Source organism: Immundisolibacter sp., assembly GCF_014359565.1.
Taxonomy (GTDB): domain Bacteria; phylum Pseudomonadota; class Gammaproteobacteria; order Immundisolibacterales; family Immundisolibacteraceae; genus Immundisolibacter.
Map to the genome: position 1 here is coordinate 91,149 of NZ_JACIZD010000003.1, position 25,409 is coordinate 116,557.

24 protein-coding genes are annotated in these 25,409 nt (G+C 69.4%); 10 read left to right on the forward strand and 14 right to left on the reverse strand.

Features of this window, described 5'->3' with window-relative positions; all coding sequences use genetic code 11:
- The first annotated feature begins 12 nt into the window (after window positions 1-12).
- From lpxB to H5U26_RS06470, 7 genes are all read left to right on the forward strand, one after another.
- The gene (gene lpxB / locus H5U26_RS06440) at window positions 13-1,170 is read left to right on the forward strand and encodes a lipid-A-disaccharide synthase (RefSeq protein WP_290617822.1); all 1,158 of its coding nucleotides are present in this window, start codon (window positions 13-15) and stop codon (window positions 1,168-1,170) included.
- Window positions 1,161-1,748 carry a ribonuclease HII gene (gene rnhB, locus H5U26_RS06445; protein ID WP_290617824.1) on the forward strand — a complete coding sequence of 196 codons (588 nt, stop codon included), beginning with the start codon at window positions 1,161-1,163 and terminating at the stop codon, window positions 1,746-1,748. Before lpxB ends, rnhB begins: the two co-directional genes overlap by 10 nt.
- Window positions 1,749-1,778: 30 nt before the next feature.
- A complete protein-coding gene (dnaE, locus tag H5U26_RS06450) occupies window positions 1,779-5,330 on the forward strand; it encodes a DNA polymerase III subunit alpha (protein WP_290617826.1) in 3,552 nt (1,183 codons plus the stop codon).
- Between the two features lie 15 nt (window positions 5,331-5,345).
- Window positions 5,346-6,305: an acetyl-CoA carboxylase carboxyltransferase subunit alpha gene (locus H5U26_RS06455; RefSeq protein ID WP_290617828.1), complete on the forward strand. Its 960-nt coding sequence runs from the start codon at window positions 5,346-5,348 to the stop codon at window positions 6,303-6,305.
- Window positions 6,302-7,630 (forward strand): tRNA lysidine(34) synthetase TilS, encoded by a 1,329-nt coding sequence (gene tilS / locus H5U26_RS06460; RefSeq protein WP_290617830.1) that lies wholly within the window; start codon window positions 6,302-6,304, stop codon window positions 7,628-7,630. The genes H5U26_RS06455 and tilS overlap by 4 nt, the downstream gene beginning before the upstream one ends.
- Before the next feature lie 110 nt (window positions 7,631-7,740).
- Window positions 7,741-8,361 carry a methyltransferase domain-containing protein gene (locus H5U26_RS06465; RefSeq protein ID WP_290617832.1) on the forward strand — a complete coding sequence of 207 codons (621 nt, stop codon included), beginning with the start codon at window positions 7,741-7,743 and terminating at the stop codon, window positions 8,359-8,361.
- Between the two features lie 112 nt (window positions 8,362-8,473).
- Window positions 8,474-8,872 (forward strand): MAPEG family protein, encoded by a 399-nt coding sequence (locus tag H5U26_RS06470; protein ID WP_290617833.1) that lies wholly within the window; start codon window positions 8,474-8,476, stop codon window positions 8,870-8,872.
- 164 nt (window positions 8,873-9,036) lie between these two features.
- Here H5U26_RS06470 and H5U26_RS06475 read toward each other — a convergent pair whose 3' ends face one another.
- On the reverse strand, window positions 9,037-10,149 hold the full coding sequence (locus tag H5U26_RS06475; protein ID WP_290617834.1) for a Glu/Leu/Phe/Val dehydrogenase: 1,113 nt from the start codon (window positions 10,147-10,149) through the stop codon (window positions 9,037-9,039).
- Window positions 10,150-10,629: 480 nt separating this feature from the next.
- Here H5U26_RS06475 and H5U26_RS06480 point away from each other — a divergent pair, with 480 nt between their 5' ends.
- Both H5U26_RS06480 and H5U26_RS06485 read left to right on the forward strand, forming a co-directional pair.
- Window positions 10,630-11,442 carry an enoyl-CoA hydratase/isomerase family protein gene (locus tag H5U26_RS06480; protein ID WP_290617836.1) on the forward strand — a complete coding sequence of 271 codons (813 nt, stop codon included), beginning with the start codon at window positions 10,630-10,632 and terminating at the stop codon, window positions 11,440-11,442.
- Window positions 11,443-11,730: 288 nt separating this feature from the next.
- Window positions 11,731-12,189 (forward strand): hypothetical protein, encoded by a 459-nt coding sequence (locus tag H5U26_RS06485; protein ID WP_290617838.1) that lies wholly within the window; start codon window positions 11,731-11,733, stop codon window positions 12,187-12,189.
- Window positions 12,190-13,349: 1,160 nt separating this feature from the next.
- On the opposite strand, the gene H5U26_RS06490 is transcribed toward H5U26_RS06485, so the two are convergent.
- The 3 genes from H5U26_RS06490 to H5U26_RS06500 all read right to left on the reverse strand — a co-directional run bounded on the left by H5U26_RS06490 (window position 13,350) and on the right by H5U26_RS06500 (window position 16,487).
- Window positions 13,350-13,583, reverse strand: a complete 234-nt coding sequence (locus H5U26_RS06490; RefSeq protein ID WP_290617840.1) for an addiction module protein — start codon at window positions 13,581-13,583, stop codon at window positions 13,350-13,352.
- A 143-nt stretch (window positions 13,584-13,726) separates the two neighbouring features.
- The gene (locus tag H5U26_RS06495; protein WP_290617842.1) at window positions 13,727-15,376 is read right to left on the reverse strand and encodes an AMP-binding protein; all 1,650 of its coding nucleotides are present in this window, start codon (window positions 15,374-15,376) and stop codon (window positions 13,727-13,729) included.
- 124 nt (window positions 15,377-15,500) lie between these two features.
- Entirely contained in the window at window positions 15,501-16,487 is a 987-nt protein-coding gene (locus tag H5U26_RS06500; protein WP_290617844.1) for a dihydrodipicolinate synthase family protein, read from the reverse strand.
- Window positions 16,488-16,620: 133 nt separating this feature from the next.
- Here H5U26_RS06500 and H5U26_RS06505 point away from each other — a divergent pair, with 133 nt between their 5' ends.
- On the forward strand, window positions 16,621-17,010 hold the full coding sequence (locus tag H5U26_RS06505) for a cupin domain-containing protein (protein WP_290617846.1): 390 nt from the start codon (window positions 16,621-16,623) through the stop codon (window positions 17,008-17,010).
- Window positions 17,011-17,072: 62 nt separating this feature from the next.
- Here the strand turns inward: H5U26_RS06505 and H5U26_RS06510 are convergent, their stop codons facing one another.
- From H5U26_RS06510 to H5U26_RS06555, 10 genes are read right to left on the reverse strand one after another with little or no spacing between them, the layout of a single operon-like run.
- The gene (locus tag H5U26_RS06510; RefSeq protein ID WP_290617848.1) at window positions 17,073-17,810 is read right to left on the reverse strand and encodes a hypothetical protein; all 738 of its coding nucleotides are present in this window, start codon (window positions 17,808-17,810) and stop codon (window positions 17,073-17,075) included.
- On the reverse strand, window positions 17,807-18,619 hold the full coding sequence (locus tag H5U26_RS06515) for an FTR1 family protein (protein ID WP_290617850.1): 813 nt from the start codon (window positions 18,617-18,619) through the stop codon (window positions 17,807-17,809). Before H5U26_RS06515 ends, H5U26_RS06510 begins: the two co-directional genes overlap by 4 nt.
- Window positions 18,616-18,921, reverse strand: coding sequence for a cupredoxin domain-containing protein (locus H5U26_RS06520; protein ID WP_366055908.1), 306 nt, complete (start codon window positions 18,919-18,921; stop codon window positions 18,616-18,618). The genes H5U26_RS06515 and H5U26_RS06520 overlap by 4 nt, the downstream gene beginning before the upstream one ends.
- A 50-nt stretch (window positions 18,922-18,971) precedes the next feature.
- Entirely contained in the window at window positions 18,972-20,300 is a 1,329-nt protein-coding gene (locus H5U26_RS06525; RefSeq protein ID WP_290617854.1) for an ATP-binding protein, read from the reverse strand.
- The gene (locus H5U26_RS06530) at window positions 20,297-20,956 is read right to left on the reverse strand and encodes a response regulator (RefSeq protein WP_290617856.1); all 660 of its coding nucleotides are present in this window, start codon (window positions 20,954-20,956) and stop codon (window positions 20,297-20,299) included. Before H5U26_RS06530 ends, H5U26_RS06525 begins: the two co-directional genes overlap by 4 nt.
- A gap of 33 nt (window positions 20,957-20,989) precedes the next feature.
- Window positions 20,990-21,634: a tetratricopeptide repeat protein gene (locus H5U26_RS06535; RefSeq protein ID WP_290617858.1), complete on the reverse strand. Its 645-nt coding sequence runs from the start codon at window positions 21,632-21,634 to the stop codon at window positions 20,990-20,992.
- Window positions 21,635-21,650: 16 nt separating this feature from the next.
- Entirely contained in the window at window positions 21,651-22,439 is a 789-nt protein-coding gene (locus H5U26_RS06540) for an SDR family oxidoreductase (RefSeq protein ID WP_290617860.1), read from the reverse strand.
- Window positions 22,430-23,119, reverse strand: coding sequence for an iron-containing redox enzyme family protein (locus H5U26_RS06545; protein ID WP_290617862.1), 690 nt, complete (start codon window positions 23,117-23,119; stop codon window positions 22,430-22,432). Before H5U26_RS06545 ends, H5U26_RS06540 begins: the two co-directional genes overlap by 10 nt.
- Window positions 23,116-24,606 carry an AMP-binding protein gene (locus H5U26_RS06550; RefSeq protein WP_290617864.1) on the reverse strand — a complete coding sequence of 497 codons (1,491 nt, stop codon included), beginning with the start codon at window positions 24,604-24,606 and terminating at the stop codon, window positions 23,116-23,118. The genes H5U26_RS06545 and H5U26_RS06550 overlap by 4 nt, the downstream gene beginning before the upstream one ends.
- 5 nt (window positions 24,607-24,611) lie before the next feature.
- Window positions 24,612-25,286 carry a thermostable hemolysin gene (locus H5U26_RS06555; protein WP_290617866.1) on the reverse strand — a complete coding sequence of 225 codons (675 nt, stop codon included), beginning with the start codon at window positions 25,284-25,286 and terminating at the stop codon, window positions 24,612-24,614.
- Window positions 25,287-25,409: the final 123 nt, after the last annotated feature.

Sequence of the window (25,409 nt, forward strand, 5' to 3'; positions counted from 1 at the left end):
GGTGAACACCCGATGAACTCCGGCCGGCTGCGGGTCGGCCTGATTGCCGGCGAACCCTCCGGCGACGCCCTGGGCGCGGCACTGATCAATGCCCTGCGACGCCGCGTGCCGGACATCGAATGTATCGGCGTGGCCGGCCCGGCCATGCGCGCGGCCGGCTGCCGGGCGCTGTATCCGGCCGAGGCGCTGGCGGTGATGGGCATCGTCGAGGTGCTGGCCCATCTGCCGCGCCTGCTGCGCATCCGCCGCGGCCTGCTGCGCCAGCTTCGCGCCGACCCGCCGCAGGTGCTGGTCGGCATCGACGCGCCGGATTTCAACCTGCCGGTCGAGGCGCGTCTGCGCCGGGCCGGCATCCGCACCGTGCATTACGTCAGCCCGTCGGTGTGGGCCTGGCGCGAGGGGCGGGTCAGGCAGATCGCCGGCGCGGTCGATCGCATGCTGACCCTGTTCCCCTTCGAGGCGCGCTTCTACGAGCGCCACGGCGTGCCGGTAACGCAGGTCGGACACCCGCTGCAGGCCACGCTGCGGCCCATCGACCCGGCCGTCGCCCGGGCCGCGCTGGGCCTGCCGCCGCCCGGACCGGATTCGCTGCCGGTGCTGGCACTGCTGCCCGGCAGCCGGGCCGGCGAGTACCGCCGCCTGACGCCGCTGTTCCTGGCCACCGCGCAGTGGCTGCGCGAGCAGGGACGGTCCTGTCATCTGCTGCTGCCGCTGGTGAACCAGGCCGCCCGCACGGCGGTCGAGGCTGCGCTGCGCCGCAGCGGCGCGGGCCTGTCCTGCACGCTGGTCGATGGCCGCGCGCAGGAGGTGATGGCCGCCGCCGATGCGGTCCTGCTGGCCTCGGGCACGGCCACGCTGGAGGCCATGCTGCTGCAGCGGCCCATGGTGGTGGCTTATCGCCTGGCGCCGTTGACCTACGCCATCGCCCGCCGCCTGGTGCGCACGCCGCACGTGGCGATTCCGAACCTGCTGGCCGGGCGCGCCGTGGTGCCGGAGTTCATCCAGCACGCGGCAACGCCGGCCGCGCTCGGTGGGGCCATTGCCTACCTTCTGGAACCGGCCGCCGGGGCCGCCATGCGCGCCGAGCTTGCCGCACTGCGGCCCCCGCAGACCGAAGACCCGGCCGAGCTGGCTGCGCGGGCCGTGCTGGAAGTGGCCGGATGGACCTGAGCGGCCTCCTGGCGGGCGTCGACGAGGTCGGTCGCGGCCCGCTGGCCGGGCCGGTGATCGCCGCCGCGGTGATCCTGCACCCCGGCCGGCCGATCCTGGGTCTGGCCGATTCCAAGACGCTCGGCGCCGCCCGGCGCGAGGCGCTGGCGGCACAAATCCATGCCTGTGCTTTCGCGGTCGGTATCGGCCGCGCCGAGGTGGCAGAAATCGATCGCCTGAACATCCTGCACGCCAGCCTGCTGGCCATGGAACGGGCCGTGGCGGCGCTCGGCTGCCTGCCGGGGCGCGTTCAGGTGGATGGCAATCGCCGCCCGCCCGGCCTGCCGCAGGCTGAAACCATCATCGGCGGCGATGCGTTGATTCCGGCCATCAGCGCCGCGTCCATCGTCGCCAAGGTGGCGCGCGACGCCGAGCTGACAGCCCTCGATGCGCAGTATCCGGGCTACGGCCTGGCTCGCCACAAGGGCTATCCGACCGCCGAGCACCTGGCCGCACTGGCGCGCCTGGGCGCCAGTGCCTGCCACCGGCGCAGCTTCGGCCCGGTGCGCCGGCAGCTTGTTCCTGCCGGGCTAGAATAGCCCGCCCGTTTGCCTCCCAGTTGGCCGTCAATGTCGTCCGCGGGCTTCGTACATCTCAGTCTGCACAGCGAGTACTCGCTCACCGACAGCGTGCTGCGGGTGGACGAGCTGGTCGATGCCGTGCGCGCTGCCGGCATGCCGGCGGTGGCCGTCACCGACGCCGGCAACCTGTTCGCGCTGGTCAAGTTCTACCAGGCCGCGCAGGCGGCCGGCATCAAGCCGATTGCCGGCGCCGACATCACCCTGTGGGAGCAGGCCGACGGCAGCGCCGCCAGCCGCCTGGTGCTGCTGTGCCAGGACCGCGGCGGCTATCTGAACCTGTGTCGTTTGCTCAGCCGCGCCTACGTCGAGGGTCAGCGCGCCGGCCGGCCGGGTGTGCTGCGCGACTGGCTGGTCGGCCACAGCGAGGGCCTGATCGCGCTGTCCGGAGGACTGGCCGGTGACGTGGGCCAGGCGCTGGCCGCCGGCAGTCACGACAAGGCGGCCCAGCTGCTGGCCGACTGGCAGGCGCTGTTCCCGGGCCGCTATTACCTGGAACTGACGCGCACCGGCCGTCCCGGCGAGGAAGCCCACGTCGCCGCCGCCGTGGAGCTGGCCATCGCCACCGGCACGCCGGTGGTCGCCAGCAACGACGTGCGCTTTCTGGCCGCGACCGACTTCGACGCGCACGAGGCGCGCGTGTGCATCGCCGAAGGCCGGGTGCTCAACGACCCGCGCCGGCCGCGTCACTACAGCGAGCAGCAATACCTGCGCACGCCGCAGGAAATGGCGGTGCTGTTCGCCGACCTGCCGGAAGCGCTGCAGAACACGCTGGCCATCGCCCAGCGCTGCAACCTCGAGATGACGCTTGGCGAGCCGATGCTGCCGGCCTTCCCGGCCCCCGGCGGCATCAGCGCCGAGCAGCACCTGATCAACCAGGCCGGCGCCGGGCTGGACGCGCTGCTGCATCGCGCCGTCGCCGACGGGCTGGCACTGGACGCCGACACCTACCGCCAGCGCCTGGCGCTGGAGCTGGACGTCATCAACGGCATGGGCTTTGCCGGCTACTTCCTGATCGTGGCCGACTTCATCGCCTGGGCGCGCGCCAACGGCGTGCCGGTCGGACCGGGCCGCGGCTCCGGCGCCGGCTCGTTGGTGGCGTACGTACTCGACATCACGCGCATCGATCCGATCGCCAACGACCTGCTGTTCGAGCGCTTCCTGAATCCGGAACGAAAGTCCCTGCCGGATTTCGACGTCGACTTCTGCATGGACGGCCGCGACCGGGTCATCGACTACGTGGCCAGCCGCTACGGCCGCGAGCGGGTGTCGCAGATCATCACCTACGGCTCGATGGCGGCCAAGGCGGTGGTGCGCGACGTCGGGCGGGTGCTCGGCCTGCCGTACGGCTTCGTGGACTCGATCGCCAAGCTGATCCCGTTCGAGCTCGGCATCACGCTCGACAAGGCGCTGGCGCAGGAGGCCGCGCTGCGCGGGCGCTACGAGGCCGAGGACGACGTGCGCACGCTGATCGACCTGGCCAAATCGCTCGAAGGCCTGGCGCGCAATGCCGGCAAGCACGCCGGCGGCGTGGTCATCGCGCCCGGCCCGCTGACCGACTTCGTGCCGCTGTTCTGCGAAGCCGGCGGCGGCAGCCCGGTGACGCAGTTCGACAAGGACGACGTCGAGGCCATCGGCCTGGTGAAGTTCGACTTCCTGGGCCTGCGCACGCTGACCATCATCGACTGGGCGCTCAAGACCCTGGCCCGGCGCGACCCGGCGTTTGCCGATTTCGACATCGACCGCCTGCCGCTGGACGACGCCGAGGCCTACGCCCTGCTGCGCCGCTGCGAGACCACGGCGGTGTTCCAGCTCGAATCGCGCGGCATGCGCGACCTGATCCGCCGCCTGCAGCCGGACTGCTTCGACGACGTGGTGGCGCTGGTGGCGCTGTACCGGCCGGGGCCGCTGCAGTCCGGCATGGTGGATGACTTCATCGACCGCAAGCACGGCCGCGCCCGGCCGGATTACCTGGAGCCGCGCCTGGAGCCGGTGCTGCGGCCCACCTACGGCGTGATCCTGTACCAGGAACAGGTGATGCAGATCGCCCAGGTGCTGGCCGGCTACAGCCTCGGCCAGGCCGATTTGCTGCGCCGCGCCATGGGCAAGAAAAAGCCCGAAGAGATGGCCAAGCAGCGCTCCGGCTTCGTCGATGGCGCGGTGGCCAACGGCGTCGGCGCGCAGCGCGCCGGCGAGATCTTCGACCTGATGGAGAAGTTCGCCGGCTACGGCTTCAACAAGTCGCACTCGGCCGCCTACGCGCTGCTGTCCTACCAGACCGCGTGGCTGAAGGCGCACCACCCGGCGGCCTTCATGGCGGCCGTGCTGTCGGCCGACATGGATCACACCGACAAGGTGGTGACGCTGATCGACGAGTGCCGGCGCATGGGCCTGAGCCTGCTGCCGCCGGACATCAACCGCGGTCTGCATGCCTTCACCGTCACCGACGAGGGCGCCATCCTGTACGGCCTGGGCGCGGTCAAGGGCGTCGGCGAGGCGGCCATCGAGGCCATCGTCGAGACGCGCACCGCCGGCGGGCCGTTCAGCAACCTGTTCGATTTTTGCCGTCGCATCGACCCGCGCCGGGTCAACAAGCGCGCCGCCGAGGCGCTGATCCGCGTCGGTGCCTTCGATCAACTCGACGGCCACCGCGCCGCCCTGCTGGCCACGCTCAATCAGGCCTACACCCTGGCCGAGCAGGAAAGCCGCGCCGCCGATGCCGGCCAGAACGACATGTTCGGCGCCGTGAGCGCCGACACCGGCCCGGCACCTGCGCCGCAGCTGGTCGATTGCCCGCGCTGGAGCACCGCCGAGCGTTTGACCGCCGAGCGCGAGTCGCTCGGCCTGTGGCTGTCCGGCCACCCGATCGAGGCCTACGAGACGGAGCTGGGGCGCCTGGTCGACTGCCGCCTGGCCGATGTGCAGCGCTTCGAGGGTCGCAACGTGCGCATCGCCGGCCTGGTGGTGGGCAGCCGCACGCTGAGCAAGGGCCGGCGCATGACCTTCGTCACCCTGGACGACCGCACGGCGCGCCTGGACGTGACCCTGTTCGACGAGCAGCTGGCCGGCGCCCCGGACCTGCTGGCGCGCGACCGCCTGCTGGTGGTCGAGGGCGCGGTGTCGGTGGACGACTTCAACGGCGGCTTTCGCATCCGCGCCGAAAAGGCCCTGCCGCTGCCGGCTGCCCGCGCCGGGCGCGGCGCCAGCCTGTGGTGTGAACTCGCCACCGCGCAGGCACCGGCCGACCTGCCGACCCGCCTGGTCGAGGTGCTGGGCGCCTTTCGCGGACCGTGCCCGGTGCTGGTCGACTGCCGTACGCACGCTGCAAGCGGCCTGCTGCGCCTGGGACCGGCTTTCCAGGTGCGCGCCGAGGACGCGCTGATCGAGCGCCTGCGCGCCCTGCCCGGGGTTGCAGCGGCCGAATTCCGTTACGATCCGCCGCCCCGGATGCCGGCCGTGCGGCCTGCCGCTGCACCCTCACCGGCGGCTGCGCCGAGCTTTGCCAACACCCTCGCGGACGCCCTCGCCGATACCGCCGACTGAACCGGACCCTACCGCATGGCATTCCAGTTTCTAGAATTCGAAAAGCCGATCGCCGAACTCGAGGCGCGCATCGACGAGCTGCGCCAGACCGCCGGCGGCGGCACGGTCAGCCTGGAGGACGAGGTCACGCGCCTGCAGCGCAAGGCCGACAGCCTCACCGACAGCATCTTCGGCAAGCTGACGCCGGTGCAGATCGCACAACTGGCCCGTCACCCGGAGCGGCCCTACACGCTGGACTACATCCGGCGCATGTTCACCGACTTCGAGGAACTGCACGGCGATCGCATGTTCCGCGACGATGCCGCCATCGTCGGCGGCCTGGCGCGCCTGGGCGAGCGCCCGGTGCTGGTCATCGGCCACCAGAAAGGCCGCGACGTGCAGGAAAAAGTCCGCCGCAACTTCGGCATGCCCAAGCCCGAGGGCTACCGCAAGGCGCAGCGCCTGATGCGCACCGCGGCCCGCTTCAGGCTGCCGATCATCACCTTCATCGACACGCCCGGCGCCTACCCCGGCGTGGATGCCGAGGAACGCGGCCAGAGCCAGGCCATCGCCGAGAGCCTGTATCTGATGGCGCGGCTGCCAGTGCCGATCGTCAGCGTGGTGATCGGGGAGGGCGGCTCCGGCGGCGCGCTGGCCATCGGCGTCGGCGACCGCCTGCTGATGCTGCAGTACGGCACCTACGCCGTGATCTCGCCCGAGGGCTGCGCCGCCATCCTGTGGAAGGACTCCGGCAAGGCGGAGCTGGCCGCCGATGCCATGGGCATCACCGCCCCGCGCCTGCACGAGCTGGGGCTGGTCGACGAGATCATCGCCGAGCCACGCGGCGGCGCCCACCGCGACTTCGACACCGCCGCCGCCGCCGTGCGCACCGCGCTCGTGCGCCACCTGGACGAGCTGGACGCCATGCCGGCCGACGGCCTGCTGCAGCGGCGCCTGGAGCGCCTGCGCGGCTACGGTGTTTACAAGGAAGGGTGAGCGCCGACGCGGGTTTCGATCCGGCCCTTGATCCGGGCCTCGATCGGATCAAGGCCGCGCTGCCGACAAACGGCCCACCGGTCACGCTGCGCATCGCCTACAGCGGCGGGCGCGATTCCCACGTTCTGCTGCACTGGCTGGCCGGCCAGCGGGCCGCGCTGGCGCCGCACCGCCTGCGCGCGGTGCACGTCGAGCACGGCCTGCATCCGGACAGCGGCCGCTGGGCCGATCACTGCGCCCAGGTGTGCGCGGCGCTGCAGGTGCCGCTGGACGTGCGGCGCGTGGATGCCCGCCCGGCGCGCGGCGAAAGCGCCGAGGCCGCCGCCCGCACGGCGCGCTACGCCGCCCTGGCGGCCGACATGCAAGCCGGTGACCTGCTGCTGACCGCTCACCATCAGGACGATCAGGCGGAAACCGTGCTGCTGGCGCTGCTGCGCGGGGCCGGCCTGGCCGGCGCTGCCGCCATGCCGGGCCTGCGACGCTTCGGCCCCGGCTGGTTGCTGCGCCCGCTGCTGGACTGGCCGGCCAGTCGTCTGGCCCGCTACGCATACACGCACGCCCTGCAATGGGTGGAGGATCCGAGCAACGGCGACGCCCGCTTCGATCGCAACTTCCTGCGCGGCCAGGTCCTGCCGTTGCTGGGCAGACGCTGGCCGGCCGCCAGCGCGGGTCTCGCGCGCCACGCCACGCACGCCGCCGAGGCGCAGGCGCTGCTGGATGAACTCGCCACCGCCGACGGCGCCACGGCGGACACGCTCGCCGTGACGCAGCTGGCCGCCCTGTCGGCGCCGCGCCAGCGCAACCTGCTGCGCGGCTGGCTGCGTGCGAACGGCGTGCCGGCGCCCTCGCAGGCTCGCCTGGAAGCGTTGCGACATCAGACACTGACGGCCGGGGCCGATCGCCTGCCGTACCTGCCGCTTGGCAAACACGCCGTACGCATCTGGCAAGGGCGGCTGCATCTGACGCCAGAGCCGCTGCCGGCAGTGCCCGCCGGGCCCGTGCAGTGGCGACTGGACGCCCCGCTCGATGTGCCGGGCAGCGGCCGACTGCAGGCGCAAGTCAGCCTCGGCACCGGCATTGCGGCGGCGCTGCTGGGCGAGCCGGCGATGGTCGAGGTGCGCTTCCGGTCCGACATCAGCGGCGGCAAGGCGCTCAAGAAACGCCTGCAGGCAATGGCCGTGCCGCCCTGGGAGCGCGGGCGGGTGCCGCTGCTGTTTCGCGGCGCGCAATTGTTGCAAGTGGCTGGCCAGGCGCCCCGGACGCACGCACGCGCCGTGGACGGACAGCCGGGTTACTGCATTGCCTGGCAACCGGCGAAGGACTGACCACCGGGCGTAGTCCGCAGCGGCAGCCGTTCGCACATCGACCCGGACCAGGCGCTGCGGACCGGCATCCGCCCTAGACTGAACGCTGATGCCGGTCCTTCGAGCCTGCCATGCCCAACGCCGCCGTACCTCCCGAACTGCTCACGCGACTGGACGACACGCCGGACGCTACGTTCTATGCTGTGCCCCGCCTGGTCACGCATCTGGATGCGCCCAGCCTGATGGCGCTCATGGCCTTCTATGCCGAGCAGCTGCCTGCCGGCGCCGACGTGCTGGACCTGATGTCGTCGTGGGTGTCGCACCTGCCGCCCGGGCTGCGGCTGGGCCACGTCGCCGGACTGGGCATGAACGGAACGGAACTTGCCGCCAACCCGCGCCTGACCGAGCCGGTGGTGCAGGACCTCAATGCCGATCCGCGCCTGCCGTGGCCGGACGCTCGCTTCGATGCGGTGCTCAACGCCCTGTCGATCCAGTACCTGACCCGTCCGCTGGAGGTGTACGCCGAAGTCGCCCGTGTGCTGCGTCCGGGCGGCGTGGCCATCATCGCGCACTCGCACCGCTGTTTTCCGACCAAGGCGGTGCGGGCGTTTCGCGACTACGCGCCAGTCGACCGCCTGCGGCTGTGTCGCCACTACCTGGACCAGACCGGCGCCTTTGGCCCGGCGCAGCTGGTCGACCGCTCCCCGCCGGATGCCGATCCGCTATGGATCGTGCTTGCGCGTCGCCGCTAGGCGGCACCGCGGCAATGGCCCTGCCGTATGGCCGGAAACGGGTGCGGCGTATCATCCGGCGCGCCGGCCTGCATCCGCGCCGGTGCCTGAACAACTACCGCATGAGGGGACCATGAGCGCACAAATCACCTGGCTTTGTTTCGGCCTGCTCGGGCTGCTGCCGTTCGCACTCGGCTTCTGGGTGTCCATCAACCGTGGCCGGGCCGGAGTCAGTTTCGGTTATCCGGACGACCCCACGCACCCGCTGCACAAGGCCGTGCGCGCGCACGCCAATGCCATCGAGTACGTGCCGACGCTGATGGCGCTCACCATCGCGCTGGACCGCATGCTGCCGGGGATGGTCACGATGTGGCTGGTCGTGCTGGCCACGCTGGGTCGCTACCTGCACGCCGCCGGCATGGTGACCTGCCGGTCACTGAACGACCGCCACCCGCTGCGCGTGGCGGGCGCAGTCCTGACCTACTTCCCGGGCCTGATCATGGCCATTCTGGTGATCCTGAAAGTGCTCTGACCGCACTATGGGGTGCGGGTGCATCGATGCACCCGCGTCCGCTTGAACCCACGGACGGTTTTGCGCTCAATCAACTCGTGGCGCGCCCGAACAGCCGCAAGCAGGGTGCCGACAGTGGAACGCGACCGACAGGTTCTGCCGGTGGCAGCTTCACGATGCGGCCCTCAATACAGGCCCCAGCGGCGCGTCTGCATGGCGCCGCGCACGCGTTCCAGGGCCAGCGCCTCGGCGGCCTGCCGCGGCGTGTTGCCGCTGGCCTGGGCGCGGTCCAGCACGGCCACGGTGTTGGCGCGGATACGCTCCTCGACCGCCGCCAGGGCAGCGCCTTCGGTTGCACCGTGCAGTTCGAAGGCCGCGCAGATCACCCCGCCGGCGTTGGCGATGAAGTCCGGCACCACCCACACGCCGCGGGCGTGCAGGCTGCGTTCGGCGTCGGCGGTGACCGGAATGTTGGCGCCCTGCACCACCAGCGCGGCGCGCAGGCGATCGACGTTGCCGGTGTGGATGACGTCCGGCCGCGCCGCCGGTATCCACACCTCGCAGTCCACACCGATCAGCCGGTCGGCGTCGATGCGTTCGGCGTCCGGATAGCCGGCGACACTGCCGCCACTGGCCTTCAGGGCCAGCAGACGGTTCAGGTCGAGCCCAGCCGGCTGGTGGATGGCGCCGGCCGAGTCGGCGACTGCCACCAGTCGCGCGCCCCGGGCAACGAGAAAGCGCGCCACGTGCCGACCCACGGCACCGAAGCCCTGCACCACCACCCGGGCGCCTTCGAGCGACCGGCCAAGCCGGGCGAGCGCGACCTCGGTGGCATGGCACAGCCCCCAGCCGGTGGCGCCGATCTGGTCCAGTGGAATGCCGCCCAGTGCGCGCGGCAGACCGACAGCGCGACCGATCTCGTCCTTGACCCAGGCCATGCAGGTCTCGTCGGTGCCCATGTCCGGACCGACGATGTAACCGTGTTCATGACGCAACCCGGCAGCAAAGGCGCGGATCAGGCGCTCCTTGTCCGCCACCGGCAGGCGCGGGTCGGCGCGCAACACCGACTTGCCGCCGCCATGCGGCAGACCGGCAGCGGCGTTCTTGAGCGTCATGGCGCGCGCCAGACGGGCGCATTCGGCGGTGGTGACGTCGAGGGCCATGCGCAGGCCGCCGATGGCCGGCCCGCAGGCGAGGTTGTCCAGCACCACCGTGGCGGCCAGGCCCAGCGCCGGCTGGTGCAGGTGAATGACGCGGGCGGGGCCAAGGTCATCGGCAAAGGGCAGATCGGGGTGCATGGTGGCCACTTCGGTGTCGGGGGGGTAGGTGCCAGAACAGTATCTGTGCTGCCAAGATCAGTGGCTACAAGGTAAGCCCGCAAAAAAGCTGTGGGAGCCCGGCTTCGCCGGGCGATGATCGCGCGGCGAAGCTGCCCTTCCGGAGACGGGCGAAGCCGTAAACAGCCGCATCGCGATCGGAACCTTCGCCGTGTCCATGTCGCTCGGGTCACACACAATACGGCACAGTGCGCTGCGCTTATTGCGCGGGCGGGAGGCGGCCATCCTGCGCCGCATGGAGCGCGGCCGGTAGGAATTTCCGGCCGCGCTCGACCGCCGCCGGTGGTGTTCGCGCAAAAGGGGCTTGAGGCTTCGCCTGCTCGCCCGATTCAAATGTCGGGCGCTCGCCCGTGGTGCCTCATGACGGGACTCGCGACCCGGCAATCGGGCGCGGCGTGCGTGCCCCCTTGTTGGGTGCTGCAGAATGTCGACCCCGACCCGATGTCCGGAACACGGCCGCAGGTGGACACCATGGAAGAGGAACTGCTGACCTACGAGCTGCGGGCCGACCACGTGGCGATTCTGACCATGAACCGGCCGCACAAGATGAACGCCCTGAACGCCGGCCTGTGCGGAGCCATCGTCGAAGGTCTGCGCCGGTTTCAGGCCGACCCGGACGCCTGGGTCGGCATTCTGACCGGCGCCGGCAAGGCCTTTTGCGCCGGCGGCGATCTGGAAAACATGCGCCTTGGCAGCGCCGACGGCGGCGACTGGGTCGGCGCCATCGACCACCTGAAGCCGCTGTTCGACGCCCTGGAAGGGGAACGCAAGCCGCTGATCGCCGCCGTCAACGGTTTCTGCATGGGCGGCGGCCTGGCGCTGGCCCACGCCTGCTCGCTCATCGTCGCGGCAGAGTCCGCCCGATTCGGCATGCCCGAAGCCGCCGTCGGCGTGCCCAATTTCTCCTACTTCGACCTGTGGAAAACCGTCGGCTACCGCCGCGCGCTGGAACTGAGCCTGACGGCCGACCCGTACCCGGCCAGCCACATGCTCAACATCGGTTTTCTGAATCAGGTGGTGCCGGACGCGCAGCTGATGCCGGCAGCCCTGGCGCTGGCCGCCCGGGTGGCCAAGAACGCGCCGCTGGCCACTACCGGCGCGGAACAGGGCATGAAATTCACCCTCCACAACCCGCGTGAGGCCTGGGCCGCGGCGGCGCCGGACATCTGGAAAAAGGTGCTGGCGAGCGATGACCTGCGCGAGGGGCTGGCAGCCTTCGCGGAACGGCGCAAGCCTGGCTGGCGCAACACGTGATCCGGGCGCCGCGAACCGAGTCAGGCGGTGCACACGGAAGGTGGAATACGCTGCGCTATTCCGCCCTACGCGGGCTGCGGTTTAACCGTCGGATGCCGGCCCGCACATCATCCATGAGCATCTGCTTGGACATCCTTATTGGGGCGAACTATCACGTTTGACGCCATGGCCAACCGCGCAGTAGCCTAGCTTGGCACAATATGTTTTCCAACATCGAAACCCAAACCGCCGGCTTCGCTGTCTGCTTGGCCTCCCGTGACCTTCGACGTCATAACACAAGGAGAGAATATGGGCTGGGTATCCTTTCTGGAGGATGCGATTGAGCGATTCGAAGATAGTTTCCACAGATTGCAGGCGGATATGCCCAGCAATCAGGAATCTGTATCCGTCGAGCAATGGCGTTCGATAGCCAGTTTGCTTTCGCGTGGCGAGAAAGTACTTTCCGAGGCTGCTGCCCATCTGGATTTGGCAACTGATCCAACGATAGATCTCGCGCATGAGCTTATGTGTTCTGTAGAAGAGGCTCGCGAACTAAAAAACAAAGTTAATGAGTTCCAAAAAACTTGCTTGTCGTTGATGACTGTTTTGCGGAGGCAAGAGGGTGAACTAAAAGAGCTTCGAGAAGAGGCAAAGTACTTGCGTATCGAAAAAAATAAATTGGAAAAGAAGCTCGAAGCGGCCCTACGAGAAAATCCAGCGGCAGTCTATGAACAATACATGAAAGGCTCAGGTGCGAAAAGAAAGTGAAACCTTGTCTAGCAAATGCGTTCTAACACGACGCTCAAGTCCACCGTACAATGTGTGAAGCACCGCAGCCGTAACCCGTCTCCGGTGCTAAGGGGAGTCAGTGCCTGCTGGAGATTGGTTGGTGATGCCGCGCTGTCCACATTCGACGTTCTATTGGCGCGTTACGTTCGAGTCCATGGGTGGCAATGCCTATATTGTCAATTATGAGGACTGCCCTCTAATTGCCCTGCGTAATTCTTCCTATCCCGGTGCATTCGTCCTAGTGTGATTCACTGTCTTACCGCCCAGCCCCTTCACCCGCTCCCGCAATTCGAATTTCTGAATCTTGCCGCTAGCAGTGCGCGGCATGTCGGGCACGATTTCTAGGCGCTCCCGCCAGAAGGGGTGAGATATGCCGGCTTCTGATAACCAGGCGGTCAGCGCATAGGTGCAATAAGGCGAAGCCGCATTGCTCCGGATGGAGCCTTGGTATCGCGCAATGGCCTGCGGTTATTGCCCCCTACGGCGCTACAGCGGGCTTCACGAACAACCATAGGTTGTCCGGATTCTGACTGGATCGCCATTCCCCACCCGTGCGCGCAAAGCCAAGCTTCGCGAGAGTGGTGTGCATTGGCTTGTTGCCGGCGCGAGAAGTCGCGAATATGCCGTTGCCCTGCGCGGCTGCAATGAGTGGTGCGCACAAGGCGTATGACTTGCCGCCACGCGCACTTGGAAGAACGAACACCCACCCAAGCTCCAGCGGGAAAGCAGTTGGGGTTAGTCTGATGCCGGAGCCGCTTGAGACCTCGTTTTTGTGATTCTCGGAGGGAAATTTGAGGCCGGCTACCCCAATCAAGCAACCGTTCGATCGCAAGAACGCCAACGAATGAGCATCCCTTACCCGCTTCGACAGTCCCCTAGGCGAGACCTCTCCGCCCGCGAGCACAAAGGCGACAAAGTCGTCTAGCTCGGACGCCGCGCACGTCGTCGGGACTTTAACGGTGCTGGGCGGGATGTTCATGCTGCTTAACGCCGCGGTTCATACGCGGGCCGAGCGCGTAGGGGGCAATAAGGCGGAAGCCGCATTGAACAGGATGGAGCCTTCATACGCCGCACTTCCGATTCGTAGCGCGAAGCAGCTTCGTACAGTTCCAGCTCCGCTTCCGGGTGGAATTCGTATCTCATCCGCCCAGGCGTTTTCGAAGCCGGTCGAAAACCAGGGGGCCTGGCACGCCCTTGACCTTGCCTTCGACGAGCTCTCGATAGCGTCGCTGTGACGTTTCCAGCCAGGCACGCTCGACATTTGGGTCGGCGGGGGCGTCGAGGTCGGCTATGAGCGTACGGATCAGCTCAACTTTATCTTCAGAGCTGAGCTCGCGGATTTCCCGCTCGATCTCCTTTACTGCTCTGGCCATGGATGTCACCGTGTCTTGGTCAATGAGCGAAGTGTAACTGTGGCGGCTCTCGTCCCGCCAAGGTGAAATATACGCCCCAGGGTCTGCGGTATGCCGTGGGCCGCGTGGCGGTCGTTGCTGCACAAAAGGTGTGATTGACGGCCTTACCCGGCCAAGCTCTTCGCCCGCTCCCGCAGTTCGAATTTCTGGATCTTGCCGCTGGCGGTGCGCGGCATGTCGGGGACGATTTCCAGACGTTCGGGCCAGTAGGTGCGGGACATGCCGGCCTGCGCGAGCCAGGCGGTCAGGGCGTCGAAGTCGAATGACTGGCCGGCCTTCACGCTGACGAAGGCGCAGGCCCGCTCGCCGAGGCGTGCGTCGGGCATGGCGACGACGGCGGCGTCCTGCACGGCCGGGTGGCGGTAGAGCAGGTCTTCGACTTCCGCCACCGGGATGTTCTCGCCGCCGCGGATGATGATGTCCTTGGCGCGGCCGGTGATGCGGATGTAGCCGGCCGCGTCCATGCGGGCCAGATCGCCGGTGTCGAACCAGCCTTCGGCGTCGACCGCGTAGGCTTCCGGGCGTTTGAGGTAGCCGACGAACAGGCAACTGCCCTGCGTCTTGAGCCGGCCTTCGGTGTCGGGTGCCACGGGCTGGTCGGCGGTGTCCACCACGCGCACGGCCATGCCGTCCAGCGCCCGGCCGTCGCTGCCGAACACGGCGTCCGGCGGATCATCCGGGCGGGTCATGGTGACCACGCCGCATTCGCTCATGCCCCAGGCGGCGATGACGCCAAGACCGAGTTTTTCGGCGGCGGTCTGCACCAGCACGCGCGGGATGGGCGCTCCGGCGCAGACGAACTTGCGCAGGCGGCAGTCGGCCGGGGCCGGGGCGTTGGGCGCGCTGACCAGATCGGCCAGAAACGGCGTGGCGCCCATGGAGAAGCTGACGCGCTCGGCCTGGATGGTGTCCCAGGCGCGCGTGGCGTCCCACAGGTCCTGCAGGATGACGCGCGTGCCCAGCACCAGCGGCATCATCAGGCCGTACATGAAGCCGGTCTGGTGGGCCAGCGGCGAGGCCATGAAGCACACGTCATCGCCGCTCAGGGCGATGCCGTCGCCGTAGGCCCGCACGCCGGCCATCAGCGTGTTGGACGTGTGCATGGCGCCCTTGGGCTGGCCGGTGGTACCGGAGGTGTAGAGCAGCTGGATGACGGCATTGGGGTCGGGCCGGCGGCGGGCGAATTCGGCCTCGGCGTCGAACTGGTCTTCCCAGCGGGTTTCGAGCAGCACGCGGTCGAAGCCGTCCGGCCCGTCGTCGCCGACCGCCAGCACGCGCTGCAGATGCGGCAGCTTGCCGCGCAGGCCGGCCAGCATGGCCGGGTAGTCGAAGCCGCGGAACCGGTGTGGCACCACCAGCAGCTTGGCCTGCGCGAACTCCAGCATGAACCACAGCTCGCGCTCGCGAAAAATCGGCATCAGCGGATTGCTGACCGCGCCGATGCGCAGGCACGCCAGGTGCAGCGCGATGAACTGCCACCAGTTGGGCAGCTGGAAGGCCACCACGTCACCCGGCTCAATGCCCAGGCCGATCAGGCCGAGCGCCATGCGGTCGGCGCGGTGCTTCAGTTGCAGGTACGACAGGCGCGTGGCAAGGCCGGTGACGCTGTTGTGGTCGACCACGGCCAGGCGGTCGGGGTGGCGGTCCGCGACCTCGTCGAGCACGTCGGTCAGCAGGCGATTGCGCCACAGGCCGGCGTCGGTCATGGCGGCGATGCGGGCGGGTGAGAGGATGGGGTCGCAGACGTTTGGCATGGACGGCCCTTGCGGTCGGCAGGTTGGGTCAGGCGCGGCCATCACCCAACAACCTACGGATGAACGGTGGCATTTGTTGGGCGATGCCGCGTTGCGGCCAACCTAACCCATGAAAGCCGGCGCGTCAGGCGGCGGCCTGCGCGGCGTCGATGACGCCGGTCTTGATCAGCGTGTCGCGGATCAGGGTCTTCGTGGCAGCGTCGGCGTAGGGTTCCAGCGGCGGCCGGCACGGCCCCATGGGCATGCCCAGCAGTTCGAACCAGTACTTGATCGGCGCCAGCGAGTACTGGTTCTTGCGCACGATGTTCCACACGAACACTTCGTTCAGCAGGTCGCGGATCGGCTCCAGCTCGCGGTACAGCGGCAGGGCCTCATCGAATTTGCCGGCGTTGGCCAGCTCCATGCACTTGACCAGCGTGCCGCGCTTGTTGCCGAACATCACGTACTCGCAGGTGCCGAACAGGCACTGGCCGCCGTGCACGATGGCATCCCACAGGTAAAAGCTCTCCATCGGTTCGGTGACCACCATGCGGTCGCCGGTCAGCTTGCGCAGCGCGATGGTGTCGGCCGGGTTCAGCAGGCCGTTCTTGATCCCGACCACCATTTCCAGGTCCGCCAGGCGGTTCAGCAGGCCGTGGTTCAGGGTGATGCCGGCGGTCGGCGTGTTGTAGAGCACGATGCCCAGCGGGCTGTGATCGGACAGGTATTTGTAGAAACCGTACAGGTCGGCGTCCGAGCGCAGCTGGATGACCGGGTTGATGACCTCGATCAGGTGGTAGCCGAGCTGCGCCAGGCGGTGGGCCTTTTCCAGCACCGTGAACGGCGAGGGGTCCAGGATGACCGCGGTCAGCATCATGCGCCCGCGGTTGGCCTGGGCCACGGTTTCGCTGTACTGCCACCACTCGGCGGGGGTCATGTTCCAGGCCTCGGCGGTGTTGCCGCCGGTCATCAGGCCGTACAGCCCGTCGCTGGCCCAGCGGTCGACGTGGCTGGCGAGCATCGGCAGGTCCAGGCTGAAATCGGCCTTGAACGGCGTCGGCACGGCGTTGGTCGACTGGACCATGTGCGTGCGGGCCCATTGTTTGGCTTCGCTGCGGGTGTAGGGAATCATCGGATTGGCCTCCTCGGTGACATTATTTTTGGGCTCGGTCGCGCTGCTGAAGATACCACCGCGCCCTTTACCGGGAGGCGGTTGGCGGGTGATAAACGGCCGTTCGGTACCTTAGCCACGGAGAGACCCTGCGATGACCCACAAAGCCCGCGTCCTGCGCCACGACGATCCGCGCCTGCAAACGGTGATTCCCGGCCAGTTCGAGTTCAAGCACCTGCACGGGCAGGGCTGTTCGGTGGCGCTGTACAAGATGCGCTCGGCGGCCGACCTGCCGACGCAGCTGAACTGCCACGAGGAGGAGGTCACCATCATGCTGTCGGGCGAGTGCAAGCTGCACATCGACGGCGAGGACATCGTCCTGCGGGCCGGCGACACCATCCTGATCCCGTCCTTCAAGGAACACCTGGGCGAGTTCCTGACCGACGAGGTGGTGCTGGTCAGCGTATTCGTGCCGCGGCGCGAGGAATTCGGACCGGAGGGCGATCAGGCGCCGCGGCTGTCGTTTCTGGGCGACGGGGCCTGAGCGTTGCTCGAAGCCGGCATCAGGACACCGTAGGAGCCCGGCTCCGCCGGGCGATCACCGCGCTAGAACTCGTACTCGAGCTTGCCGCGCAGAGACACGTCGGGGCTGGCGGCGTCCAGGCCGAAGGCCAGGCCGGCTTCCCAGTGCAGCTTGCGCCCGATGCCGAGCCGCTCGGTGCCCAGCAGTGCCGGACCCAGGGCCCGCAGATCCTGACCGGCGTGGAATTCCAGCGCCGGCTGCAGGCGCGGCGAGTAGCGGTAGGCGCCCTGCAGGGCCAGGCCGGTTTCCACTTCGTCATGTACGCCGTCCCCCCATTCGTAGCCGAGCGAGGCGTTCACGGTGCCCACGAAGCGTCCCCATTGTCGTTCGCCCAGCAGGGTGGCGGCGAAATCCTGGGCGTCCCGGTCGCGCGCGTGCTCGAACTCGCCCATCAGGCCCCAGTCGGCTGCGTACTGGCCCTGTTCGGTCAGCTGCCAGCGCGCCTCCAGTTCGTAGGCCCTCACCTGCAGGTCCTCGCCGGCCGGTCGATCGGCAATGAGGTACAGCTCGGCAAAGCCGCGCGGGGAAAAACTCTGGCCGTAGCCCAGGCGCCAGGTCTGCCCGTCACCGCGCGTGCGGCCGTTCTGCTCGGACACCAGGCGCAGTTCGAGATCCCGCTCCAGGGGCTGCACGTAGGGGTGATAGACGGTGTCGACCTGGGCGCCGTCGGCGCGCGCCGACGGCGACGCGATCAGGCCGAGCGCTGCCGCCGCGAGGCCGGCCAGCCGCCGCCGGCAAGGTATGTCGTAGGGTGCGTTCATCGGTGCGCTCTCCCGCGCGAATGGCTCGCCATGCTGCCGCCCCGAGCGGCCGCGGTAGCGACGCCCAGCGCCAGCAGAAAACTGGCGCCGTAAAGGCCCACCTGCCAGGGGCCGGGTGTGGCCTCGTAGCCGATCAGGGCGTACAGCAGTTGGCCGAGCAGGCTGTCTTCCGGCAGCCAGGCGGAGCTGTTCCACAGCGGCTGCGATGCCGGCAGCCAGTCGGCCTGCACCAGCAGCATGGTGGCCTGCGACCACATGCCGGCGCCGATCAGGGCCAGCAGCCCGACGGTCAGCGCAAAGGTGACGGCACGCCGGAACGCCAGCAGCAGGTAGTAGAGCAGGGCGCCGATGCTGGCACCGACGCCGATGCCCAGCACCGAACCGATCAGCAGATCCGGCACGGCCCGCGGCCGGCCCATGAAGGCGGAGAAATACAGAAATATCTCCGAGCCCTCGCGGGTGACGGCCAGCGCCACCGCGCCGGCCATGACCCACGGCAGCGCCCGCGCCGGTTCGCGGTAACGGCTCCGCAGCCACAGGCCGATCACGGCCAAGATGAGTGCATACACCAGAATCTGCAGGCCGGCGTTGACCACCTCGTAGCCGACGCCATCGAACCAGGTCGACACCACCCGCAGGCGCGCCCCGTACAGGCCGGCCCCGGCCACGCCGGCCAGCAGGGCCGGCACCAGCCAGCGGGCGCGCAGCGCGGCGCAGCGGCCCGCCACCAGCAGGACACCGACCAGCAGCGAGAACTCCAGCACCTCGCGCAGCACCACCACGACGCTGTCGAGCAACGGCGAGTTCATCGCACCACCAGCCGGCCCTGGGCGGTCTTGGGGTTGAACTCGCCAAAGAACGGGTACTCGCCCGGCGGCAGCGGGCCGACGAAGATGGTCGCCGTCTGGCCGCCCAGGATCACCTTCTCGCGATTCAGCTCCCAGCTCTCGAATTCCTCCGGCGTCGGGTCCAGGTTGTGCACCGCCAGGCGCACCTTGGTGTTGGCCGGAATGGTCAGTTCCGCCGGCTCGAACAGGTGATTGCGGATGCTGATGTCGTAGGTCGGCGGCTGCGCCGCCAGCGGCGCGGCGCCCAGCAGGCAGGCCACCATCGCCAGCACGCGCACGATGCCAGCGGGCCGGCGGCGTGGTGCTTGCCGGCTCACACGTTCCTCCGGGCCGGGAATTCGACGCTCACCGTCAGGCCGGTTTCGAATGGCGAGTCAGCGAAGCGGATCGTCGCGCCGTGCAGGTCGGCCACCAGCCGGGCGATGGACAGCCCAAGGCCGCTGCCGGCAGGGTCGTTGTGGCGCGCGCCAACCCGGCGGTAGAAGCGGTCGAACACGCGCTCGTGCTCCGCCGCCGGCAGGCCGGGACCGGAATCGCTGACCTGCAGCAGCGCCCCGCCGCCGGGCAGCGGGCCGCAGCTGACCCGGATGTGCCCGCCGACCGGCGTGTAGCGGTTGGCGTTCACCAGCAGGTTCTGCAGCAGCGTGGCCAGCGCGAAGCGATCGCCGACCAGGATCTGGCGTTCCCCCTGCAGCCGGACGTCCTGCTGTTTGTGCTCGAACTGCGGGTAGTGCGCGGCGATTTGTTCACGGGCCAGTTCGGTCAGGTCCAGCGGTTCCATGCGCGCCTGGTACTGATCGGGTGCCATGCGGTACAGCAGCAGGATCTGCGCGATCAGGTGTTCCAGGCGGGCGGTGTCGGCATGCAGGCGCAGCAGCACCGGGTCGTCGGCCGGCAGGCGCCCGGCCAGATTGTGCAGGTGGACTTTCAGGGCGGCGATTGGCGTGCGCAGCTCGTGCGCGGCATCGGCGGTCAGGCGCCGCTCGCGGCCGAGCGACTGCTCCAGCCGCTGCAGGAGGCCGTTGACGGCCGACACGATGACCGCCAGTTCCGTCGGCGGCTCGGCAAGCTGCAGCGGCGCCAGGTCGTCGGCGGCCTTGCTGCGCAGCGCGCCGGCCAGGCGCTCCAGCCGCCGCAGGCCGTGGCCGACGATCAGCCAGATCAGCACCGCGCTGACCGGCAGCGCCGCCAGCTGCGCCAGCAGCGACTCGCGCACGACGCTGTCGGCGAGCAGGTAGCGGGCGTCGGCGCGCTGCGCCACCATCACCCAATGCCCGGCCGCCGGCTCGCGGCGGACCAGGATCTGCCAGCGATGGCCGCCGAAATTGTCGGCCCGCAGGCCCGGCTCGAAGGGCGCCATCGGCGTTTGCGGGGCGTTGGCCGAGCGCAGCAGCAAGCGCCCGGCGTCGTCCCAGACCTGGAAACTGACCTCGCTCGACGGCAGCGCCGGTACCGGGTCGCTGGCCTGCGTTTCGGCGGGCAGCAGGGTCGAAATCAGGATGGCGGCGTTGGTCAGCTCGGCATCGAACAGCGCATCGGCGGCCGCCACGCCGGCCCGGTAGCCGTACAGCGCGGCCACGAAGCTGGTCAACGTGATCGCCGACAGCACGGCGATCAGCAGGTAGGAGCGGATCGAGCTCACGGCAGACGCAGGCAGTAGCCGACGCCGCGCACGGTCCTGATCAGGTCCTGGCCGAGCTTGCGGCGCAGATGGTGGATGTGCACCTCCAGCGTGTTGCTGGCCACCTCCTCGTCCCAGCCGTAGAGCTTGCCTTCCAGGGTCTCGCGGGTCAGCACCTTGCCGCTGTTCTCCAGCAGCGCCTTGAGCAGTGCGTACTCGCGGCGCGACAGATCCACCGGCACGCCGGCCTTGTGCACCTGCATGGAGGCGGTGTCCAGTTGCAGGTCGCCGAGCGAGATCAGGCTGCTGCCGGCGCTTCCCAGCCGCCGCCCCAGAGCTCGCACGCGGGCTTCGAGCTCCTGCATCTCGAACGGCTTGGCCAGGTAGTCGTCGGCGCCCAGATCGAGCCCGGTCACCTTGTCGCCGAGCGTGTCGCGGGCGGTCAGCACCAGAATCGGCAGGCGCTGGCCACCGGCGCGCAGGGCGCGCAGCACCTCCAGGCCCTCCATGTCCGGCAGGCCGAGGTCCAGCACGATCAGATCCGGCGGGTCGGTCGCCACCGCGTGCAGGGCATGATCGCCGCGCGTCACGTGATTGACCGCAAAGCCCTTGTTGCGCAGCGCCAGGCTCAGGCCGGCTGCCAGCGAGGCGTCATCTTCCACCAGCAGCAGCCGCACCCGAATGTCCCGTAACTCAGCCCCGACGCGCGCTCATTTTGCGCGCACCTTGGCCAGCAGCTCGGCAATCTCCTTCTGGCGCCCGCGGTCGGCCAGCTCCCGGCCGGGGCGCGGTGCTGCCTTGGCGGCGCGCTGCAGGTAGGTTTCCGCCTCGGCGCGGCGGTCGTGCTCATACAGGAACTGGCCGTAGAAATAGTTGGCGTCGATGCCGTCCGGGTTGATCCGCAGCGCCTCTTGCAGCAGCGACTGCGCCTTCTTTTCGTTGCCGAAACCGACCGGCCAGCCGGGCACCTTGGCGTACAGCGTGCCAAGGCTGGTGTAGGCGGAGCCGTCGAGCGCCGCCGGGTCGAGCTCGATCGCCCGCTCCAGGTCGCGCTTGGCGGCCTTGGCGATACCCAGCGCGCCCAGTCCGCCCTTGGCGCCGGCCAGCGTGGAACGAATGATGCCGGACCAGATCCAGCCCTCGGCACGCTGCGGGTAGCGGACGGTCACCGCCTCGGCGTCCTGCGCCAGCAGCTCCAGGGCGGCCACGCGTGGCTTGTCGCGCAGCTCGTAGTTGGCGACCGCCCAGCGCTGTTGCAGGTCGGCGAGTTCCTCCAGCAGGGCATCGGCGGCCCGCGCCGCGCCGCCGATCAGCAGCAGCCAGGCGGTCAGCGTCCAGGCAATGGGTCGGGACATGGGTTTTCTCCAGGGTTCAGGGGGCAAGAATGCGGCGGATGACCGGCAGCTGACGTGCCAGCGCGCGGTCGAGCAGGCCCGGCAGCAGGCCGTTCAGGAACGCAAACAGCCGCTCCGGGCCGCCGATGCTGGCCCGCGGCCGCTCGCTGCGCAGCTGCCGCAGCAGGGCCTCGGCCACCACGGCGGGGCTGTCGATGCGGTTGCCGAGCGCCGCGTTCAGGGCGTTCACCCGGGCGTCGTTGATGGCCGTGGCGGTGGCCCGCGGCGCCAGGTGCAGCACGCCGACTGTAGTGCCGGTAAGCTCGCGCCGCAGCGCCTCGCTGAAGCCGCGCAGGCCGAACTTGCTCGCGCTGTAGCCGACGAAGCCCGGATAGCCGATGGCGCCGAAAGCCGAGCCGACGTTGACGATCAGGCCGCGCGGCGCCTCCCGCAGCAGCGGCAGCAGCTGCCCGGTGAGCAGCATCGGCGCCAGCAGGTTGGTGGTGACCAGTTCGCTCAGCAGCGCCGGGGCCTGTGCGTCGAACAGCCCGAAGGCGCTGATGCCGGCGTTGTTGATGAGGATGTCGATGCCGTCCGGCAGCGCCGCGCAGCATTGCTGCACGCGCTGGCGGCCCTCGTCGGTGGCAAGGTCCGCGGTGACGGTCAGGTGCTGGTCGCCGAGCCGGGCGGCCAGCACCTGCAGCGCCTGCGCATTGCGACCGACCAGCACCAGGCGCACGCCGGCGCCGGCCAGTGCCTCGGCCATCGCGCTGCCGATGCCACCGGCGGCGCCGGTCAGCACGGCCGTTTTGCCGTTCAGCTCCACGACGCCACCTGCGCCGGTTCGGTTGCCGTGGCCGGTGCCCCCAGGCTGCGGAAGATATCGCCATACAGGCGGTAGAACATGCCGGCGGCGTGGATGATCAGTGCCTGCTCCGCCGGCGCCTCGATGCGGTTCATGAGGCCCTCGAACAGCGCCACGTGGTCCTGGTCCAGGGCGCCGTGGGAGCGCAGGTAGCTGAAGGCGGCGTCCGGCAGGTCGAGTGCCTGCTGCATCGCGCTGGCCGCGTTATGGGCGATGGCGACGCTGGTGCCCTCCAGCACCTGCACCATGCCGAAGAAGCCGAGCGGATTGACGCGCTGCACCATGTCGTAGGCGTAGGCCACCATCAGCTCGGTGGCCGGGCTGGGCGTCGAGCGGCGCACCGCATCGCGGTCGACGCCGCAGGCGACCAGATCGTCCAGCACCCATTCCTCGTGGCCGAATTCCTCGCTGATGTACTCGACCACCGCCGCGCGCAGCCAGGCCTTGTCGTCCGGCAGGCGCGCGCCGACCGCCATCAGCAGCGGCACGGTATGCCGGACGTGGTGGTAGGCCTCGGTCAGGAAGGCGACGTAGTCGGCGCGCCGGATATCGCCCCGCAGGGCGCGCCCGAGGATCGGTGCCGCCAGCAGCTTGGCGCGTTGGGCGGCGGTCCGCTCCTGAAGTTGCTGATAAAAGTTCATTCCGTGCACAGCTCCTGGGTGTGATACAGCGCGGCAATCTGCGCCGCGTAGTGGGCGGCGATGGCGTCCCGCCGCGGGCGGCCGTTGTCGGTCAGCAGGCCATCGGCCGCGGACAGCGGCGCCGGCAGGCGATGCCAGGCGCGGATGCGCGCGTAGTCCGGCAGGCGCGCGTTGACCGCTGCCAGCCAGTCGTCGATGGCCGCAGCGGGCGTGCCGGCGTCGCGCGGCCACAGCAGGGCCACGCAGTGCGGGCGGGCGGACCCGAACAGCACCGCCTGCCCCAGCAGCGGGCCGGCCAGCAGCTCGGCCTCCACCCACTCCGGGCTCAGGTTGCGGCCGAAGCTGGTCACGATCAGGTTGTCGCGTCGGCCCTGGACCTGCACGAAGCCGTCCGCGTCGAGGCCGCCCAGGTCGCCGGTGTGAACCCGCTGCGGGCGCCAGCTTTCCGGCACGCCCAGATAGCCCAGAAAACAGCTGCCGGAAACCGTCAGCTCGCCGTCGCGCACGCCCAGCCGCAGATGCGGCAGCGGCCGGCCGGCAGTGCCGGGCCGGTCGGCTCCGGGGATGTTCAGACTCACCACGGAAGCGCATTCCGACAGCCCGTAGCCTTCGTACACCGGCAGGCCGCCGCGGCGCGCGGCGACCAGCAGCGACACCGGCACCCGCGCGCCACCGACGGCGACGAAGCGCAACGAGCCTGGCGCCCGCCAGCCGCGCTGCATGGCCACAACCAGGGCCTGCAGCAGCTGCGGCACCAAGATCATGCTGTGCGGTCGATGACGGTCGATGGCCGTGGTCAGCGCGGCGGCATCCAGACCGCTGCTGCCCTGCAGGCCAAGCTCGGCCAGGCCCGGCACCACCACGCTGCCGCGCGACAGCAGCGGCGCATAGACGCCGCCGACGTTCTCCAGCAGCGTCGCCAACGGCAGCAGGCACAGGTGGCGCACGCCGGGCAGGGCAATCATGTCGGCCAGGGACTGCGCCACCCGCAGCGGGTGATCGGCGGACAGGCACACGCCCTTGGGCGTGCCGGTCGAGCCGGAGGTGAAGGTGATCTTGGCCGTTCCCGGCGGCACCCGTGCCGGCCCGGGCGACAGGCGCCACAGTGGCAGGCCGGCCAGCTGCCCGGCCGCTTGTGCGGAGCCGGACAGCGGGCTGCCCGGCCAGTCCGCTTGCGCTGCCGCCACGGCGTCGATGCCGGCGGTGGCAAACACATGGGCGAGCTGCTGCGGCGCAAAGAACAACGGCAGCGGCACCAGACACACGCCCGCCAGCTGGCAGGCCAGGTCGATGACGATCCAGGCCGGGCCGTTGTCGGCGCGCAGCGCCAGGGTGCGCACGGCGGCCCGCTGCAGGGTGGCTGCAGCGCCTTCCACGGCCGCCACCAGTTCGTGCGCGGTCAACTCGGATGAACCGTGCACGAGCGGCGCCCTGGGCTGCAGCGCCGCGCGGTGCAGCAGTTCCCGCCACAGTATCGAATGCGGCATCGGCCTCACCACAGCGCGCCGACGACTGCGTCGAGCGCATCCGCGTAGCCGGCAAGCTGCGCCGCCAGCACCGGCTGGCGCCGTATGAGCCGGCAGCCGATGGCCAGATCGCCCACCGTCAGCATGGGTTCGGCGTCGTAATAGCGGCCCCATGCCGCGCGCTCCTGGCCCAGCCGCGCCGGATCGGCAGGGGCCAGCACGCGCAGCGCAAAGCCCATGTCCCGGATCAGCTCGCGCACCTGTCGGGTGGCCGTGAACACGATCCAGCGAAAACCGCCACGATGCAGCGCCTCCACCAGCAGCGTGATCAGCAGGCGGCTGGCGCGCTGGCTGGTGGCCGCCAGGTTGCCGATTTCGACCACGCTGCCGCGCTGCACCGGCTGGCGCATGGCGCTGGCGATCGCGCCCTCGACCGGGCCCTCCAGGTAGCGCTCCAGGAACAGCGCGCCGGCGCCGGCCGGCCGAAAGCCCAGGGCCGAGGCGAAGGTCTCCCCCCGCTGCGCGGCCAGCAGCCAGGGCATGAAGTCGCTGACGCGGGCCTCATGACACTGCGCGTAGCGGCGCGCGATGTAGTCCTCGACGCCGGCACGGGGCCGGTCCTGTGGGTACAGATGCACATCGAACACCGCCGCCGGGCGGCTGCCGACGGCAAGCTCGGCACGGTTCGCGCAACTTTGCATACCGGTGGCTCCTGGCGTGATCGCCTGATAACGCCGGCCACACTAGAACGCGGGGCTTAAGGGCGCCTTAACCGGATTGCCGGTGGATGCAGTGCCGGGCGCCGAGAAATCGCCGATGGGATT